Annotated in this window: 16 protein-coding genes; 14 read left to right on the top strand and 2 right to left on the bottom strand. The window is 68.6% G+C overall.

Features of this window, described 5'->3' with window-relative positions; translation table 11 throughout:
- Window positions 1-448 precede the first annotated feature (448 nt).
- Window positions 449-910, top strand: coding sequence for a GntR family transcriptional regulator (locus tag EDD90_RS25340; protein WP_123975346.1), 462 nt, complete (start codon window positions 449-451; stop codon window positions 908-910).
- A 1-nt stretch (window position 911) separates the two neighbouring features.
- Window positions 912-1,478 carry an HD domain-containing protein gene (locus tag EDD90_RS25335; protein ID WP_123975345.1) on the top strand — a complete coding sequence of 189 codons (567 nt, stop codon included), beginning with the start codon at window positions 912-914 and terminating at the stop codon, window positions 1,476-1,478.
- Here EDD90_RS25335 and EDD90_RS25330 read toward each other — a convergent pair.
- Together EDD90_RS25330 and EDD90_RS25325 are read right to left on the bottom strand one after the other, a co-directional pair.
- Entirely contained in the window at window positions 1,466-1,939 is a 474-nt protein-coding gene (locus EDD90_RS25330; RefSeq protein WP_123975344.1) for an NUDIX domain-containing protein, read from the bottom strand. The two genes, EDD90_RS25335 and EDD90_RS25330, sit on opposite strands and share 13 nt — an antisense overlap.
- Window positions 1,940-1,941: 2 nt before the next feature.
- The gene (locus EDD90_RS25325) at window positions 1,942-2,700 is read right to left on the bottom strand and encodes a helix-turn-helix domain-containing protein (RefSeq protein ID WP_260328040.1); all 759 of its coding nucleotides are present in this window, start codon (window positions 2,698-2,700) and stop codon (window positions 1,942-1,944) included.
- Between the two features lie 1,180 nt (window positions 2,701-3,880).
- Here EDD90_RS25325 and EDD90_RS25320 point away from each other — a divergent pair.
- The 12 genes from EDD90_RS25320 to EDD90_RS55600 all read left to right on the top strand — a co-directional run bounded on the left by EDD90_RS25320 (window position 3,881) and on the right by EDD90_RS55600 (window position 14,469).
- Window positions 3,881-4,174 carry a hypothetical protein gene (locus tag EDD90_RS25320; RefSeq protein ID WP_123975343.1) on the top strand — a complete coding sequence of 98 codons (294 nt, stop codon included), beginning with the start codon at window positions 3,881-3,883 and terminating at the stop codon, window positions 4,172-4,174.
- The gene (locus tag EDD90_RS25315) at window positions 4,171-4,503 is read left to right on the top strand and encodes a hypothetical protein (RefSeq protein ID WP_123975342.1); all 333 of its coding nucleotides are present in this window, start codon (window positions 4,171-4,173) and stop codon (window positions 4,501-4,503) included. The genes EDD90_RS25320 and EDD90_RS25315 overlap by 4 nt, the downstream gene beginning before the upstream one ends.
- Window positions 4,503-4,886 (top strand): RRQRL motif-containing zinc-binding protein, encoded by a 384-nt coding sequence (locus tag EDD90_RS25310; protein ID WP_123975341.1) that lies wholly within the window; start codon window positions 4,503-4,505, stop codon window positions 4,884-4,886. The genes EDD90_RS25315 and EDD90_RS25310 overlap by 1 nt, the downstream gene beginning before the upstream one ends.
- A 4-nt stretch (window positions 4,887-4,890) precedes the next feature.
- Window positions 4,891-5,916 (top strand): hypothetical protein, encoded by a 1,026-nt coding sequence (locus EDD90_RS25305; protein ID WP_123975340.1) that lies wholly within the window; start codon window positions 4,891-4,893, stop codon window positions 5,914-5,916.
- Window positions 5,917-6,122: 206 nt separating this feature from the next.
- The gene (locus tag EDD90_RS25300; RefSeq protein WP_185149214.1) at window positions 6,123-7,826 is read left to right on the top strand and encodes an FtsK/SpoIIIE domain-containing protein; all 1,704 of its coding nucleotides are present in this window, start codon (window positions 6,123-6,125) and stop codon (window positions 7,824-7,826) included.
- Window positions 7,827-7,983: 157 nt separating this feature from the next.
- Entirely contained in the window at window positions 7,984-8,976 is a 993-nt protein-coding gene (locus EDD90_RS25295) for a bifunctional lytic transglycosylase/C40 family peptidase (protein ID WP_123975338.1), read from the top strand.
- A 3-nt stretch (window positions 8,977-8,979) separates the two neighbouring features.
- The gene (locus tag EDD90_RS25290; protein ID WP_123975337.1) at window positions 8,980-9,255 is read left to right on the top strand and encodes a hypothetical protein; all 276 of its coding nucleotides are present in this window, start codon (window positions 8,980-8,982) and stop codon (window positions 9,253-9,255) included.
- Window positions 9,256-9,261: 6 nt separating this feature from the next.
- Window positions 9,262-10,539 (top strand): hypothetical protein, encoded by a 1,278-nt coding sequence (locus tag EDD90_RS25285; protein WP_123975336.1) that lies wholly within the window; start codon window positions 9,262-9,264, stop codon window positions 10,537-10,539.
- Window positions 10,540-10,647: 108 nt separating this feature from the next.
- On the top strand, window positions 10,648-11,721 hold the full coding sequence (locus tag EDD90_RS25280) for a hypothetical protein (protein ID WP_123975335.1): 1,074 nt from the start codon (window positions 10,648-10,650) through the stop codon (window positions 11,719-11,721).
- Window positions 11,718-13,889 (top strand): hypothetical protein, encoded by a 2,172-nt coding sequence (locus EDD90_RS25275; RefSeq protein ID WP_123975334.1) that lies wholly within the window; start codon window positions 11,718-11,720, stop codon window positions 13,887-13,889. Before EDD90_RS25280 ends, EDD90_RS25275 begins: the two co-directional genes overlap by 4 nt.
- Before the next feature lie 172 nt (window positions 13,890-14,061).
- The gene (locus tag EDD90_RS25270) at window positions 14,062-14,280 is read left to right on the top strand and encodes a hypothetical protein (protein WP_185149213.1); all 219 of its coding nucleotides are present in this window, start codon (window positions 14,062-14,064) and stop codon (window positions 14,278-14,280) included.
- Window positions 14,281-14,298: 18 nt separating this feature from the next.
- Window positions 14,299-14,469, top strand: coding sequence for a hypothetical protein (locus EDD90_RS55600; RefSeq protein ID WP_185149212.1), 171 nt, complete (start codon window positions 14,299-14,301; stop codon window positions 14,467-14,469).

Here is a 14,469-nt window from a genome sequence, read left to right as displayed (position 1 = left end):
TCAGAGGCCGTACGCTGGCTCGCAACTCGGGCGGGCGCCAAGCCTGACCGCGATGCGCACCAGTGGCCCCTGGTGTTGTTCGACGCGAGACGCGGGCTGGGGGGGCGAAAGCCGTGGAGCCGACCGCCCCAGCCACGACGTACTTTTTCTCTGGCATCTGGCGGCTGATTGCTGTGCGCGCGGCACGGGCGCTGGCCGGGCTGGAGCGGGGCGGAGACAGGAGCGCAGGCTCGGCCGGGGGCCGGGGCGCGCCCGGCGAGCTGTGCGAGCCGCCTTGACGGAAGTAGAGAAGGTTCTACTGCTCGTGCAGCGTCGGTTTTCAAGACCGCGACTCGGACGCGCTTCGTTCGGCCCCGCGCATGTGCGCCGCCGTCCGGGCTCCACCGCAGCGGGCGCGAGCCGTGGGATTCTTGGGGGGTGACGACGGGCGAACGGAGAGGGAGAGCGAGTGTCGCAGCAGGCCAGCCCTCGGGGAACCTTCCTGAAGATTGCCGACTCAGTGAAGGTGCTGATCGAGGGCGACCCGGAGATGACAGAGCTGCCGTCCTTGACTGAGGTCATGCGCGAACACGGCGTCTCACGCGGTGTCGCCATCCGCGCGTACGGCGTACTGCGGCAGGAAGGCTTGGCCGAACCTGCGCCAGGCGAGCGGTGGCGCGTCGTGCGCTCGGGTGATCGAGTCGATCGGCGCCCGCTCGATCAGCGGATCGCAGACATCATCACGGCTGACGGACTCAAGACCGGGGAAGCGTTCCCAAGTGCCTCCGTGCTGGCCGAACGGTTCGGGGTCTCCCGTCCCACGGTGACCAAAGCTCTGGACAAGCTGGAGACCGCCGGCTTGCTGGCGGGGGGAGGACAGGGCAGGGTGCGGACAGTCCGCGCCGTGCCGACGCGAGAGGAGCGTTCGTAGCTTGCCGACGTTGACGGAGTGGGCCTATCCCCTGGCTGAGTCCCTGCTCGCTGAGCCGCTGCCCCGGCGGTGGAAGCACTGCCTAGGGGTCGCCGAGAGAGCACGTACGATCGCTCTTGTCCTCGGCCAGGACGCGGACCTGTTGGAGGCCGCGGCGGTACTGCACGACATCGGCTATGCACCGGACCTGGCCAAGACGGGCTTCCACCCACTGGACGGTGCCCGCTACCTCCGGGACGTGGCCAATGCAGACGAACGTGTCATCAACCTGGTCGCCCATCACTCCTGCTCCTGGCTGGAGGCGGAAGCGCGCGGTCTGCGTGAGGAATTGGAGGGCGAGTTCCCCCGCGAGAGCGCATACCTGAATGACGCGCTCTGCTACTGCGACATGAACACCACGCCGGACGGCACACCCACGAACCCGATCGACCGGATCAACGAGATCGCTGGACGCTACGGGCCCGACAGCCTCATCGGAAAGTTCATCCGCCGTGCGGAGCCCGAGATCCATGGGTGCACGTCTCGCGTCCTCGAACGCGTTGCTACCGCCAAGCGTCAGCCGATGTAGGGAGCGGTACGCGTTCGGTCCATGGCGTGCTCGATGCGGAGCCGCATCGTGGGGTGGACGTCCAACTCTCGCAGGTCCGTTGGGTCGACCCAACGGACCTGCGTCGTCTCATTGCTCGTACGCAACTCGCCGCCGACGGGCTGTGCGCGGAAGCAGATGCTGAACTGCTGCCGGACTTCGCCGTCGTCGTACTGCATGACGTGGCCAGGGTCTGTGTAGATCCCCGACATATCGACGACTTCCGCCTTGATGCCCGTCTCTTCCCAGACCTCACGGACCACTGTGTCGCTGATGGACTCGCCCACGTCGTGGCCGCCGCCGGGTAGTGCCCAACGTCCATTGTCGGATCGCTGAATCATGAGCACTTGCCCAGCGTCGTTCTGGACGAACGCCACGACCGAGGGCACGACCGAGTTGGCCGGCGGGGCGTCCGGATCGTGCAAGTAGTCGATGCGTCCCATGCTCAAGCTCCCGTGATGTCGCGTTCGGTTACTGGCCTGGCGCCTTCCCAGGTCTGCTGAACACTATTGGCAAAGGTGTCGAACAGCCCACCGCCGGGGAGCCGCCGCAAGTGGAACACAGGCGCCAGGTACGCGCCGATGCCGTACACGTGGGTGTTTGCCAACATCTCGTCATCTGCGCGGTAGATCGAGTTGTAGAGCACCGTGTCGTGCAAGCGAAAGGCAATCTCGGGGTGGCTGGTGAACAGCGGTCGGTAGTTCACCAGCGCGTTACGGATCTTGCCATCCATGATGCGATGCCCCTCGTCGACGCCGCGCCGGATGACGGCTTCGCACTCCGGATCACCCATGAGCACTCGGATACGGACGCCGCTCTCGGACTTCTTCTTCAGCGTTGAGAAGAAGAGAGGGTCCTCCGCCAGGTAGATGCCGGCATACACAAGGATGTCTATGCACTCCGTGGCGCGCTCGCACATCTCACGCCAGAGGTCTGACGGCACCGTGTGGCGATGCGGGTAGGCGGTGACGATCTCGGCCTTCGTCAGGTCCGAGGCACTCTCGGCATTGCGGTCGTCGTCCCAGAGCGTCGTCACGTCGACCTTGAGAGCTGCCGCCGTTGCGTACTGATGCCGCCGATACGGGGCCTTGCCTTGCGTGATCCAGCGCTCAATGGTCTTCGGATTGACCTGGATCTCCTCAGCAAGGCTCTGAATGGTCATGCCTCGCGCCAACAGGGCCGATCGCAAGCGCTCGTTGGACATCTGCCCCCTCCGTTGGACATCTAGGGAGCTCTTGACGGTAGCGAGCTCAACCTGAGCTGTCCATGGGTGGGGTGACCAACTCCCCTGACCTGGGGCGATTCTGATGGTGCGCCAAGACATCCCGGCGCAAACACCAGTGGGTTCCGTGACGGTACTTGACGGCCCCCCTTGCAGTACCTGTAAAACAGGTACTGCAAGACGCAGTCCGTTCTTTGAGAACTGAACAGTGATCGTGCGGGGCTGACGCGAGTCGGCGGTCGCGGTAGGTGCCTAGGGCGAGGGTCCGGGGGCAAACCGCCGTGATGAACGTCTGCTCTCCCCTACGCGCCTGGCCGGCGCCACCCGATCCCGGGTGTGGGGAAGTACAGCGGGGCCCCAACGCACGTGGCGGCAAGAGTGAGACCGCCCCCGCGGCGACCGGGTGATGTCGTCGGCGGCACGCCAACCTGCACCGATTCGTGCAAGCCGCCTGCTGGCGTCAGAGCAGCGACGATGACGCACCCGAATTTCCCGGCTCGGGACCGGTGATCCGTGGCAACGGAGCGCCGGTGAAGCCGTGTTCCTGCTACCTGCGGGAGGTCGGCGTGGGCCGACGACATACCCGGGCGCCGCCGTGTGGGACCGGCCGGCGGCGCCTGAACGACTTCCCGGTCCGCCTCTTCCTGGCATCGCAGCGGCTTGCGCTGCGGCCGGTTGCCTCTCCTCGCCCGTCCGGCCCGCACCTGGGTGCGCCGGCTGTACGGGCGGGGCGGGGGGAGCCGGACAGTCCGGCCCTGAGCGGTCCCCCGGGGTGCGACCCGAGGGACCGCGGACAGGCACCTGATGTGGAGGCACCTGTGGTCACCAGTTTGACAGACGAGGAACGGGCGGAACTGGCCCGGAAGGCTGCTGCGGCGAACAAGCGCAGCGAGGACAACGCGCGTGCCCGGGGCGGCCGTTGATGGCTGGCTCGGAGCACGAGAAGACGAAGGATCCGCTGCCGCAGCGTCCGCGCGGTCCGCACCCGTACTGACGTCCCAACCGCCCCGATGGCCCCGGCCGGGTTCGACTCCCGGCCGGGGCACTCCGGCCCGCCGCCTCACGCGGTGCTGGCCGCACTCCCGGACTGACCGCCGCCCTGTGGTGGGCGCTCTCTCGCGGCTTCCGGTTCTTCTCCTATCCCTTCGACATGGGAGCTCCCATGCTCAATTACGTTTGCGGCCATCGGGCCGATACCCCACAGGACTTCGCCGAACTCGCCCTCGGCACCCCCACCGAACTCTGGCTCGGGGTCGACGGCGAGAGCGCCGAAGAGCGCGCGGCGCGGCTGGACGCGGCCCGTGACATCCTCGCCGACCCCGAGTACCGCACCCTGCCCGACGACCTGATCCGCCTGGCCGCGCGGGTCGTCGAGGAGCACCCGGACCTGTTCAACGTGGTCCCGCTGGCCCGCCCCGCCCGCCGCCGCACCGCGCGCCGGGGGGTTGCCGCATGAGCAGGGGGCTGACGCTGGACGACATGTCCGTGCCGCTGCGGGCGCTACGGCTGCTCACTGTGGACTTCGGGCACCTTCCGGCACCGATGCTGGACGTGACCACCATCTACCCGGACCGGCTCAAGCTGGCTTTCCACGATGACCTGGCCGACTTCGAGGCGTGGCGTGAAGCGCTGGGCATCGACCCGGACGCCGTGAAGCACGGTACGCAGGGTCCGGACGGCGGGACGCGCGTACTCAAGGCATCCGCCGCGTATGCGGGCGCGGTGCTTGAGCTGGTGGCCTACGCCGACATCACTGACCCGGCACCGACCGGAGCGGCGGCCTGATGTCCGCCGCGTGGGGCAAGTGCTTCGACCCGTCCGGCGCCCGCTACGGCGTTCCCACCTACCCCTGGAAGCTCGCCCCCGACGGGCTCGCGACGCGCCGCCAGTTACGGGCCCGTGGCCTGCGCCCGGGTGGCCAGCCGGTAGCGGCTCAGGCCATGCGCATGAACCGGCGCACCGGGACTCCCAGGGTCGCCTACCTCTACCACGTCGACCGCGCGCTTCCGGTGCGGCCGATGACCTCCCGCAAGTGGGGTGCGCTCGCGCTGGCGATGCTCGCCCGCCGCACGTGCCCGAAGTGCTGGCTCACCTACAGCTACTGCCTCCCGACGTCGCTCGGGATGTGCGTGCTGTGCGCCTACCCCGACGAACACGAAAGGAAGTGATCACATGGACATGGAGTGGAAGGAAGCCGCCCGCAGGGCGGTGCACTGGAGTCTGCCGGTCGGCCTGACCGGCCTTTCACTGGGCTGGACGGTCTACGCGGTGGGGGAGATCCTCGCCCACCAGGCCCCGGCGCCGCTCGCCTACACCGTGGCCGGGATCTACGACGCGGTATGGCTGTACGCGCTGGCCATGGAGACCGCCCACCGCCGACAGGGATCGTCCGGGAAGCTGCCCGCCTCGCTCGGCTGGCTGTTCCTGGTCACCTCGGTCGGCGTGCTGTTCACCCACGGTCTGCTGTACGCCACGGCGGTCGTCGCGGTCATCGGCGCGGTGGTCCCGGCCGCCGCCAAGGCCACGCTCATCATGGCAGTCGACCGGGATTCCACCCGGATCTCCCCGGCGGCACAGCAGCAGATCGACGCCGTACGCAGCGCCACCCGGGATCAAGTGGCCATCGGCCGTGCCGTCACCGGGGCCAAGGCCGACCGACAGAGGACGGCCGCCGTGCTGGAGCGCGAGGAGCGCAAGGCGCTGGGGCGGGCGCAGAAGGAGCGCCACCAGGCGGCCAAGAAGCTGGAGAAGGTCAACAAGAAGCACCCGGTGACGGCCGCGGCCGACGTCCCGCAGGAGGTTCCGGCGCTGTTCTCGGATGAGGACCTGGCTCAGGTGCTGGGCCAGTGGACACAGGAGGGTGTGTCCCCGGGTGTGTCCCCTGTGTCCCCGCAGGTCGGCCCCGTGTCCCCAGTGCCGGAACTCCCCGCGTCGCAGGGCGAGGGACACACCCCGCTCGACTGGCCGGGGCTTGCGCAGGTGGCAGCCGTGGCGGGTGTCGAGACACCCGAGCCGGGCGAGCCGCTGACCGAGGAACAGCTCACGGTCGTCCTGCGGTGGCTGCGCCACTCGGAGAACCCCCCGCTGTCCTACCGCAAGGCCCTGGCCGCGTACCGCGCGGCGGGATTCTCCGCGAAGGAAGAGCGGGTGCGCAAGGCGTACGCCGCGCTGATCGACGCGGAGGACGCGCAGCCGTAACCGGCGTCCGGCACGACGCAATGAAGGCCAGCCCAGGGCTAATGGGCTGGCCTTCGTCGCGACTGCCGGAAGCAGTCGACCGCACCAGTGAAGCAGACCCGGTGAGCCCCGGCGAGCGGCACGTTCGCAGACCCGGCGAGCAGACCCGGCGAGCACCACAGAAACCAAATCCCATGAATCCGACGGGACGCGCGAGCCATGCCCGCGTGCCCACGATCACCAAGAACGGAGGGGGTGTGGCAAGGAAGAAACAGCAAGGTCCGGGCGAGGACACGTACGGGCAGATGGCAGGCGGAATCGGCGTTCTGGCCATCGCTTTCGGCGTCCTCGCCACCATCAAGGACAAGTTGGGCCTGTCCTGGCCGGCCACGGTCCTGCTCACCGTCGGGGCGCTGGTCGCACTCGGCTACCTGGCCTGGAGGATCCGTTGGGGCGTCCCGCGCCTGTGGGCGCGCCAACCGGGAACCTCCCCTGCGACCCAACAGACGGCCCTGAAACAGGAATCCTCTGTCCAAGCCGTTGAGGCGCAGGCGCCCGGTGGGCCCGTAGGCGAAGCACAGGTGCCTGCCGAGGCCTTGCCGAGCGGCGATGAGAGCCACCCGCAACTGACCATGGTGCTCAGCAGGGTTGGGGCCATCGGCCGGGGCGAGCAAGTCCGTGCCGGTGACGTCACGATCGAGACGCTGCCCGGTATCGGCACCGTCTACGACTTCCTGGTGCCGGAGGGCCGTACCCACGACGACGTGGCCAAGCGGCTCGGTCCCATCGCGTCGATGTTCGGCGTCACCCGCCTGCACCTGAAGCTGGAGACGAGCAGGAAGACCGAGCGCCGTGTGCGGCTTCTGGTGCTGAACGAACCCCCGTTCAGCCAGCCCTTCCCGGCACCGACCCGGCAGGAGATCCAGACGTTCGCGGGGGTTCCCCTCGGACACGAGGTCACCGGCCGGCTCGCCGGAGTGCCCACCTTCGACAAGGCCTCCCTGCTGGTCGGCGGCATGACCCAGATGGGCAAGACGACGCTGGTCAACGGGCTCATCACGTGCCTGCTGATCGCGTACGGCGACTTCGACCTGTACCTGCTCGACGGCAAGCTGTGCGGGCTGACCAGGTTCGAGAAGCTCGCCGTGCGCTATGAGGCATCCGACGACCCGGCCGTCATGGAGAGCATGCTCGATGAGCTGCTCGGTCGCGTGGACGACCGGTACACGCAGTTGCAGGACGCCATCCGCAACCGGCAGCCCGCACCTGTGTTCAAGCCGGTGTTCTTCATCATCGACGAGGCAGCCGACTTCTACACCGACGACGGAACCAAGGAAGGAAGGGAACAGGTTCGTCGGGTAACGGACAAGTCGCGTTCCCTGGTCGCGAAATCCCTGGAATCCGGGATTTCCACGGTGATGCTGACACAGCGCCCGGCCAACGATGCGATCCCGGTGAAGGTGCGGGATCAGTTCCTGTACCGGATGTGCCTATACGTGGCGTCCGAGGGCAGTGCGAAGGTCGCCCTCGGGGATTCGTACTTCGATACGGTCGCCCCGATCCACCCGGCGCTTCTCGATCCGGACGTCAAGGGTCAGAGCGTGCTGTTCGCGAACGGCTCGTCAACTCTGATCCGGGGTTTCAATTTCTCGGATGAGTTCATCTGGGGTGTGGTCGACGAAGTCCATGCCCGGCGTGAAGCGGCGATCCCTGATTCTCCGCTGAAGCAGGCGATCGGCCTGTTGCGGGAAATCGGTGTGGACTTCATGGCCACGCCCGAACTGGCCCCGGCTCTCGGGATCGACGAAAGCGATCCGGCAGAGCGCGGAAAGCAACTGAACCGGCTGCTCGGTGTTCCCGCGGTGAAGACCGCGCAAGGCCGGGGCTACCGACTGGCCGATCTCACCGCGGCCGCTATGTCCGGTCCGTGACCGCCACCCCGCACCGCCAGCACCACCGCCACGGCACCGCCACTGTGGCGGTGCCGTGGCGGTCACAGCCCGTCTCGTGGCGGTGGTCTGGCGGTCCGCCATGGCGGTGCTGACCAGCACAGACGATCAATAGACCAGGAAGGAGGGAGGAGGCTCGTTGCATGCCTCTACAGCCGTCACGGTCGGCGTCGGAGCGACCGCGGCCGTCCTCGTGGCCGCGCTCGTCCAGAGCGCCGGCGACGACCCCGTGTCGACGGCGCTCAGCCTGTCCGTCCCCAGCCAGTACAAATCCCTGATCGAGGACGCGGGACATACCTGCTCCGAGGTCACCCCGAACCTGCTCGCCGCACTTTTGACCCAGGAATCCGGCTTCAACCCGAAAGCTCAGTCCCAGGTCGGAGCGGAAGGCATCGCACAGTTCATGCCGTCCACGTGGGAGACCCACGGAATCGACGGCAACGGAGACGGAAAACGCGACGTGTGGAATCCCGCCGACGCGATCCCCTCGGCAGCCGCATACCTCTGCGGTATAGCCAAGGAAGTCCAGGACGTACCCGGCAACGCGCAGAGCAACATGCTCGCCGCCTACAACGCGGGAAGCGCCGCCGTCCGCAAATACGGAGGCATCCCCCCGTACAAGGAGACACAGAACTACGTCAAATCCATTCAGGCACTCGCTCAGCAGCCGTCCAGCGGTAAGACCGCGACCACGACGCAGGCCGAAACCGCGATCAGCGCGGCAAAAGCAATGATCGGCCAGCCGTATTCGTGGGGCGGCGGAAACGCCGACGGACCCAGTACGGGAACCTGCTGCTCTCCCAAGGGCCGTTCCGGGACAGGCATTTCCGGGTTCGACTGTTCCGGGCTCACGCTCTACGCCTACGCGAAGGCGGGTATTTCCCTGCCCCGCACGGCAGTCGAGCAGTACGCGGCCTCGGAGCCCGTCAAGCCCGGTGACGTACGCCCCGGGGATCTCGTCTTCTACGGCTCCAGTTTGACGGGCATCCACCACGTCGGCATCTACCTCGGCGGCGGCTGGATGATCGACGCCCCCCGCCCCGGCACACAGGTCCGCTACGACCCCCTGGACGTCATGACGGACCTGATCGCCGTCGCCCGCCCTACCTCCCACGGCAACAAGGAGATCTGATCCATGTCCAAGTTCACCGTGCTCGCCAAGCCCGTCGACATGTCCGGCGGGTTCAAGGACTTCTTCGGCACCATCGGCCTGACCGGTGGTGGCCTGGTCACCAAGGGCGTCGCCGCCGTCGTCGCGATCATCGCGCTGCGCATGCTGCTGCAGCTGTCCGGCGACCCCAAGGGCGCCCTGCGCAAGGGGTCGATGGCGATCGGCACGCTGTTCGTCGCCGTCGTGCTTGCGCTGTACGGGGACACGCTGTTCGCCACCGTCACCCAGGCCAAGGGCTGATACGTCGTGGCGGACAAAGATCCGTGTGCCCTCCTGAAAGGCACGCCGGGCTACGACTACTGCACGGGGGATCACTCCGGCTCAGACGGTCCCCCCGGAACGGGCAGCGGAGGCGGCATCACCGGTGGCGCCTCCGACCACGTCCGTGCCCTGGCCAACAACTTGATCAAGAAGATCGATGATCTGATCGCGCCGAAGGATGCGTGGGCGCCGTCTCGATCCGACAGCGGGTTGTACGAGCCGTTTCTGTGGCTCGGGCAGCACCTGGCGGTCGCGATCTTCGTGTGTGTCGTCGTCGTGTGCGCCCTGACTGCCTGGCAGGGCATGCCCCGCCTGAAGCAGATGGGCGCGTCGACCGGATGGACCCTGGTGGCCGTCGCCGGCATGGCGTCGGTCCCCGGGGCCGTCATGCTGCTGAACAAGGCTGTGAGCGGCGCGTTCACGGCTGCGTTCAGCAGCAACGAGTCGACGCTGTTCGGCGCGATCAGCGACGACATGCAGCACGGAGCGGACTCGGGTAACCCGCTCGCCATCCTGATCATCGTCAGTGCTCTGGTCGTCGCCCTCGCCTTTGCCGCGCTGGTGTTCATGACCCGCCAGCTCGGCATCCTTGCCTTCGTGTGCATGGCCCCGCTGGTGCTGGCATCGCTGGCCCGAGGGGGCGACACGTCGGCGGTCAAGACGTGGGCGATGCGGCTGCTGGGGCTGATGTTCGCCCCGTTCGCGCTGCTGCTGGTCAGTCCCTTCGTCGAACTCGCCAAGGGCTCCCTGGTGGTGGACGCCGTCCTGCTGGTCGCCGCGGACGTCCTCATGCTCCGCATGATCTTCCACGGAGTGCCGTACTTCGGGCCCAGGGTGGCCCGCGCCGCCCGGACCTGGGTGGAAGGTCGGACCCCCAGCCCTCTGGCCCACGCGGTCGTACGGGCCGGTGTCCCGGACTTCTACGAGAAGGAGAACACCCCGCGCGGCCCCCGGACCCTGAACACCCCGGGCCGCGCCCTGTCCCAGGACCGCGGTGTCCTGTTCGCCGCCTACGGCCTCAACAAGCCCGAGCGGTCCGGACGGCTGACCACCACATCGGCCGTCGCCAAGGAGACGCGGGACGGCCGTGAAAGCGCGGCCCGTCGTCAGCAACTGCGGGAAGTGCGCGAGCGGTACCGGACCACCCGGCCGCAGGCCACGGCCCCCGCAGGCCAGCCGGCCAATCCCCCCACCCCGCCGCCGGGCCCCCGACGCCCGGCGACGACTCCACGGCGGGCCCCGGGCCAGCCGCCCACCCCGTAGAGCCGGTTCCTGGCTCCGGCGTCCGCTCCTTCCGCCGCCATCAGGCGCCAGGAGCGGCGCCGGGGCCAGGGGTTCTCACTCCCTCACAGACTTCAGGAGGTTGCTCCCGTGTACTCCCTGACCCCCGGTTACCGCATCCCCGCTCTGCAGCGCGGACTCAGCCGCGCCGAAACCCTGCTGACCAAGGTGAACGCCGGGCTCGGGAGTGCCGCGCTGATGTCGGCGATGATCGCCCCGCCTCCGGTGTGGACGTTCGCTGCCGTGGGGGCGACGGCCGCCGTGCTGAATCTCGCCCCGGGGCCGCGCTCCATCGCCCGGTGGGCGACGGTCGGTTACCGGCATCTGCGCGAGCGCAGCGCCCCGGACACGATCACGGCCCACCCGGGCGTGACCACAACGTGGGCGCTGTACCCGGAGCACGGCACCATGCAGGACCCGCAGCGCCGGACCGCGTTTCACGACGCGTTCGCCCGCGCCCTGGTGTTCGCCGGCGGGCAGGCCCGCAGTGCGGGTGTCCAGGTCCACGTCACCCACCACACCACCGCCCGCGACTACACCGACCACACCCAGACGATCACCGTGCACATCCCCAAGGGGCTGATAGCCCACCCCGCACGGGTCATCGACAGTCTGGAAGCCGAGTTCGCCGGTCTCGGGGCGCTGACCCCGGTGGAACCGGAGCCGCTGCCCGCCGTGGCCGAACGCGGCTCCGGCTGGGCAGGCCTGGACGATGGCCGCTACGCGGCGACCGCCCGGATCACCGCCTGGCCGGAGGAGACGGACGGCGATCTCATGCCGAACCTGCTGCTCGGTCCGGGCACGGACCGGTCGCTTGCCGTGCTGTACCGGCCGCTGTCGGCGGGACTGTCCCGCCGGTCGGCGAAGTGGCAGCGCGCCGCGAGCGAGGCGTTCACCGCCGACAAGGTGAAGGCCGACACGCACGACATCGCGAGCGGGACGACGCACGGCGCGCTCGTCCAGGGCGCCACCCTCGTGGATCTGGACGCCTACCTCACGGTGTGGGGCGACAGCCCCGAGTCGGTCACCGAGGCTCGCTGGCAGGCCTGTCTTTCGGCCGACCGACACCGCATCCGTCTGGACTGGCTCGCCGGCCAGCAGCACCGCGCGCACGTGATGACCACCCCGCATGGAGCCTCTACCAGGAAGGGGGCGATCCTGTGATTCGTCTGCCCACCACCCACGCCGCGATCACAGCGCCGCTGGTCGCCTCCAACACCACCTTCCCCGGCATCGCGATCGGCCGGTCCCTGCTGGACGGACGGCCCTTCCACCTCTCTCCCGTCCAGACCTCGGCCGCGCTGCTGCCGTCGACCAACAGCCTCGCCCTCGGGGGACTCGGCTCCGGCAAGAGCACGACCGCGAAGACGCGCATCCGTCGCGAGATCCTCGACCACGGCCATCAGGCCGTGGTCATCGACAGCTTCGGGGAGGACAACGCGGGTGAGTGGGCGCCACTGGTGCGCTCCCTGGGTGGCCGGGTCATCGAGGCGGGCACGTTCACGCTGAACCCGGTCAGTGAGCTGTTCCCGCCCGAGGTGCGCGAGCAGCTGGTCCGCTCGCTGATCCTGGCGGTCGAACCCGGCGCGCTCACCCACCAGGCCACCCACGCCCTGCAACACGCGCTGAACCACCCCAAGGCCACCTCACTCAACGGCCTGGTGGACGTGCTGGTCAGCCCGGAAGACGGCCGCTGGCCGGCCGCCAAGCTGACCGAGTGGGGCGAGGGCGCCGCGATCGGCCTGTCCCGCTACACCGAAGGCAGCCTGCGCGGCCTCTTCGACGGCCAGGACGCGAGCCTGCCGGAGACGGATCTCCCGATCCTCTCCTTCGACTTCTCCCACCTGGACCGCAACTCCCCGGCGATCCCCTCGCTCATGGCCGCGGTCAGCTGCTGGGCAGAGCACGTATGGCTGCGCCAGTCGACCGCCGTGCACAAGCACCTGGTGCTGGAGGAGGCGTGGCAGATCCTGCTCGCCCCAGCCACCGCCGAAATGATCCAGCGGCTGCTGAAGAACTCCCGCAAAGCCGGGCTGTCGCTGGACGTGCTGATGCACACGCTGTCCGACCTGGGCGACGGCAAGGCCCGCGACCTGGCCCGGCTGTGCGAGATCGCCCACGTTGGCCGGTTGAACCGGGAAGAGGCGGCCATCGTCGGCGCTCTGCTCGGTCTGCCCGCCTGGGCAGTCGAGAAGATCCCGACACTCGATCCGGGACAGGCGGTGTGGAAGGTCGGCCCGGACTACGTCGACATCGTCCAGACCGTCATCAGTGAAGAGGAAGCCGCGCTCACCGACACCTCCTCACGCCGCCGCAAGGCGCAACAGGCCCTGGCGGTCGAACAGGACACCACCGTCTCGGAGGAGCCGGTCACGGTGACGAGCGAGGGCACCGGCGTCGATGCCGACCCGAGCGAGGACCTGCATGCCCCGTTCATGGCAGCCGACGACGCCTGGGACTGGGAGACGCTGCCGCCGAACGTCATCGGCGTGCCGGAGCACTTCGACCTTGCCCGCCACGAGAGCGTTCTCCAGGCCGCGATGGACGGCCGGTTCGACGAGGCCGCTCAGCTGGCCGCTCTTCTTGAGCGCGAGGACATCAACACCCACGGCATCAACTCCCCCCAGGCGCTTGCCTGGTTGGAGACCCGTGCGCAGGTGGCGGATCTGCACGGTGACCCCGGACAGGCGATGAGGCTGCGCGCTACCGTCGCCCGCATGGGCAACGACGACGCTGAATGGTTCGAGAAGAACGGCGACAGCACGTCCCCGGCCTGGCACAGCGCGCCCCCGCCGCCTACCCCCACACCGACACTGGACGACGAACGACCGGCGCGAGAACGCCGGCGCACCTGGCCCTACGTCGCCGCGGTCGCCACCCTGTCCATCGCGGCAGCCGGAGTGTGGACACACGCCCAGAACGAACACCACACCCAGGAACGCCAGCAGAAAGCCGCCGCCTACAAGGGCCGGTCCGGCGCGGCGCTCACCCTCGACGGCGTCAAAGCTGACGTCGTGGCGCAGTGGACCACAGACAGGGACAACGTCATCGTTGAACTGCGCTCGTACTTCGACAAGAACGCCAGGTACCTGCAGATCGACGGAGCCGGCAAGAGCGCTCAAAGCACTCTGGGAAACGACCGATGGTTCCCCAAGACCCCAGAGATCAAGCTGCCGGTGACCGACCCCCTTGCCGACGTGACGGTCCACATCGCGATCGGCGGACGCACCTGGAAGGACGGATCCCGCGCAGCCTCCCAGACCATCCGGCTGTCCCCGACCGGGATCGCCTACGACGCGCAGACCGGAGAAAAGCTCCCCTCCGACCTCTGACGCACGCCCGTCACTGAGGGCCCGCACCCCCGAGGGTGCGGGCCCTCACGCGTGCTCGCCTCCGGACGCTCCGTCCTGCCCTCGCCCACCCGCCCCGGCGCAGTGAGCGAGCGCTGAACAGGCCGCCCGGCCGCCCCACCCACACAAACCCGAGAGACAAGGAGATCCCGTTATGGCGCACATCAACGGCACCGGCAGCAGCTTCCCGCTACGGCGCTTCCTGTACCCGTTCGCCATCGCCGGCGCGGTCGTCGTCGGCGGCTGGGGACTGGCCGCCGCTCTGGTCTGGCTGCTCAACATCGCCGCCCACACCGCGACCGTCATCACACACGCCGCCGGACCCATAGGCGTCGGCGGCATCACCGTCAAACTCTTCAGCTCCAAGCGCTGACCCTGCAGAAGGAGCGCCGTGATCGAGATCCGCGTCATCTGCGAGCCGGACGACGCCGACCGCGTCAAACAGACCCTGGCCGCCGCGTTCGACACCGGTCCCGCACGCCAGTACCCCACCCGCGACGGCAAGCGCACCCGCCTCTACTTCACCGCCGACCACCGGCCCGCCTCCCCCGAAAGCGAGTGA

The organism is Streptomyces sp. Ag109_O5-1 (assembly GCF_003814875.1).
In the GTDB taxonomy this organism is placed as follows: Bacteria; Actinomycetota; Actinomycetes; order Streptomycetales; family Streptomycetaceae; genus Streptomyces; species Streptomyces sasae.
This window is presented reverse-complemented; position numbering and strand designations above follow the sequence as displayed.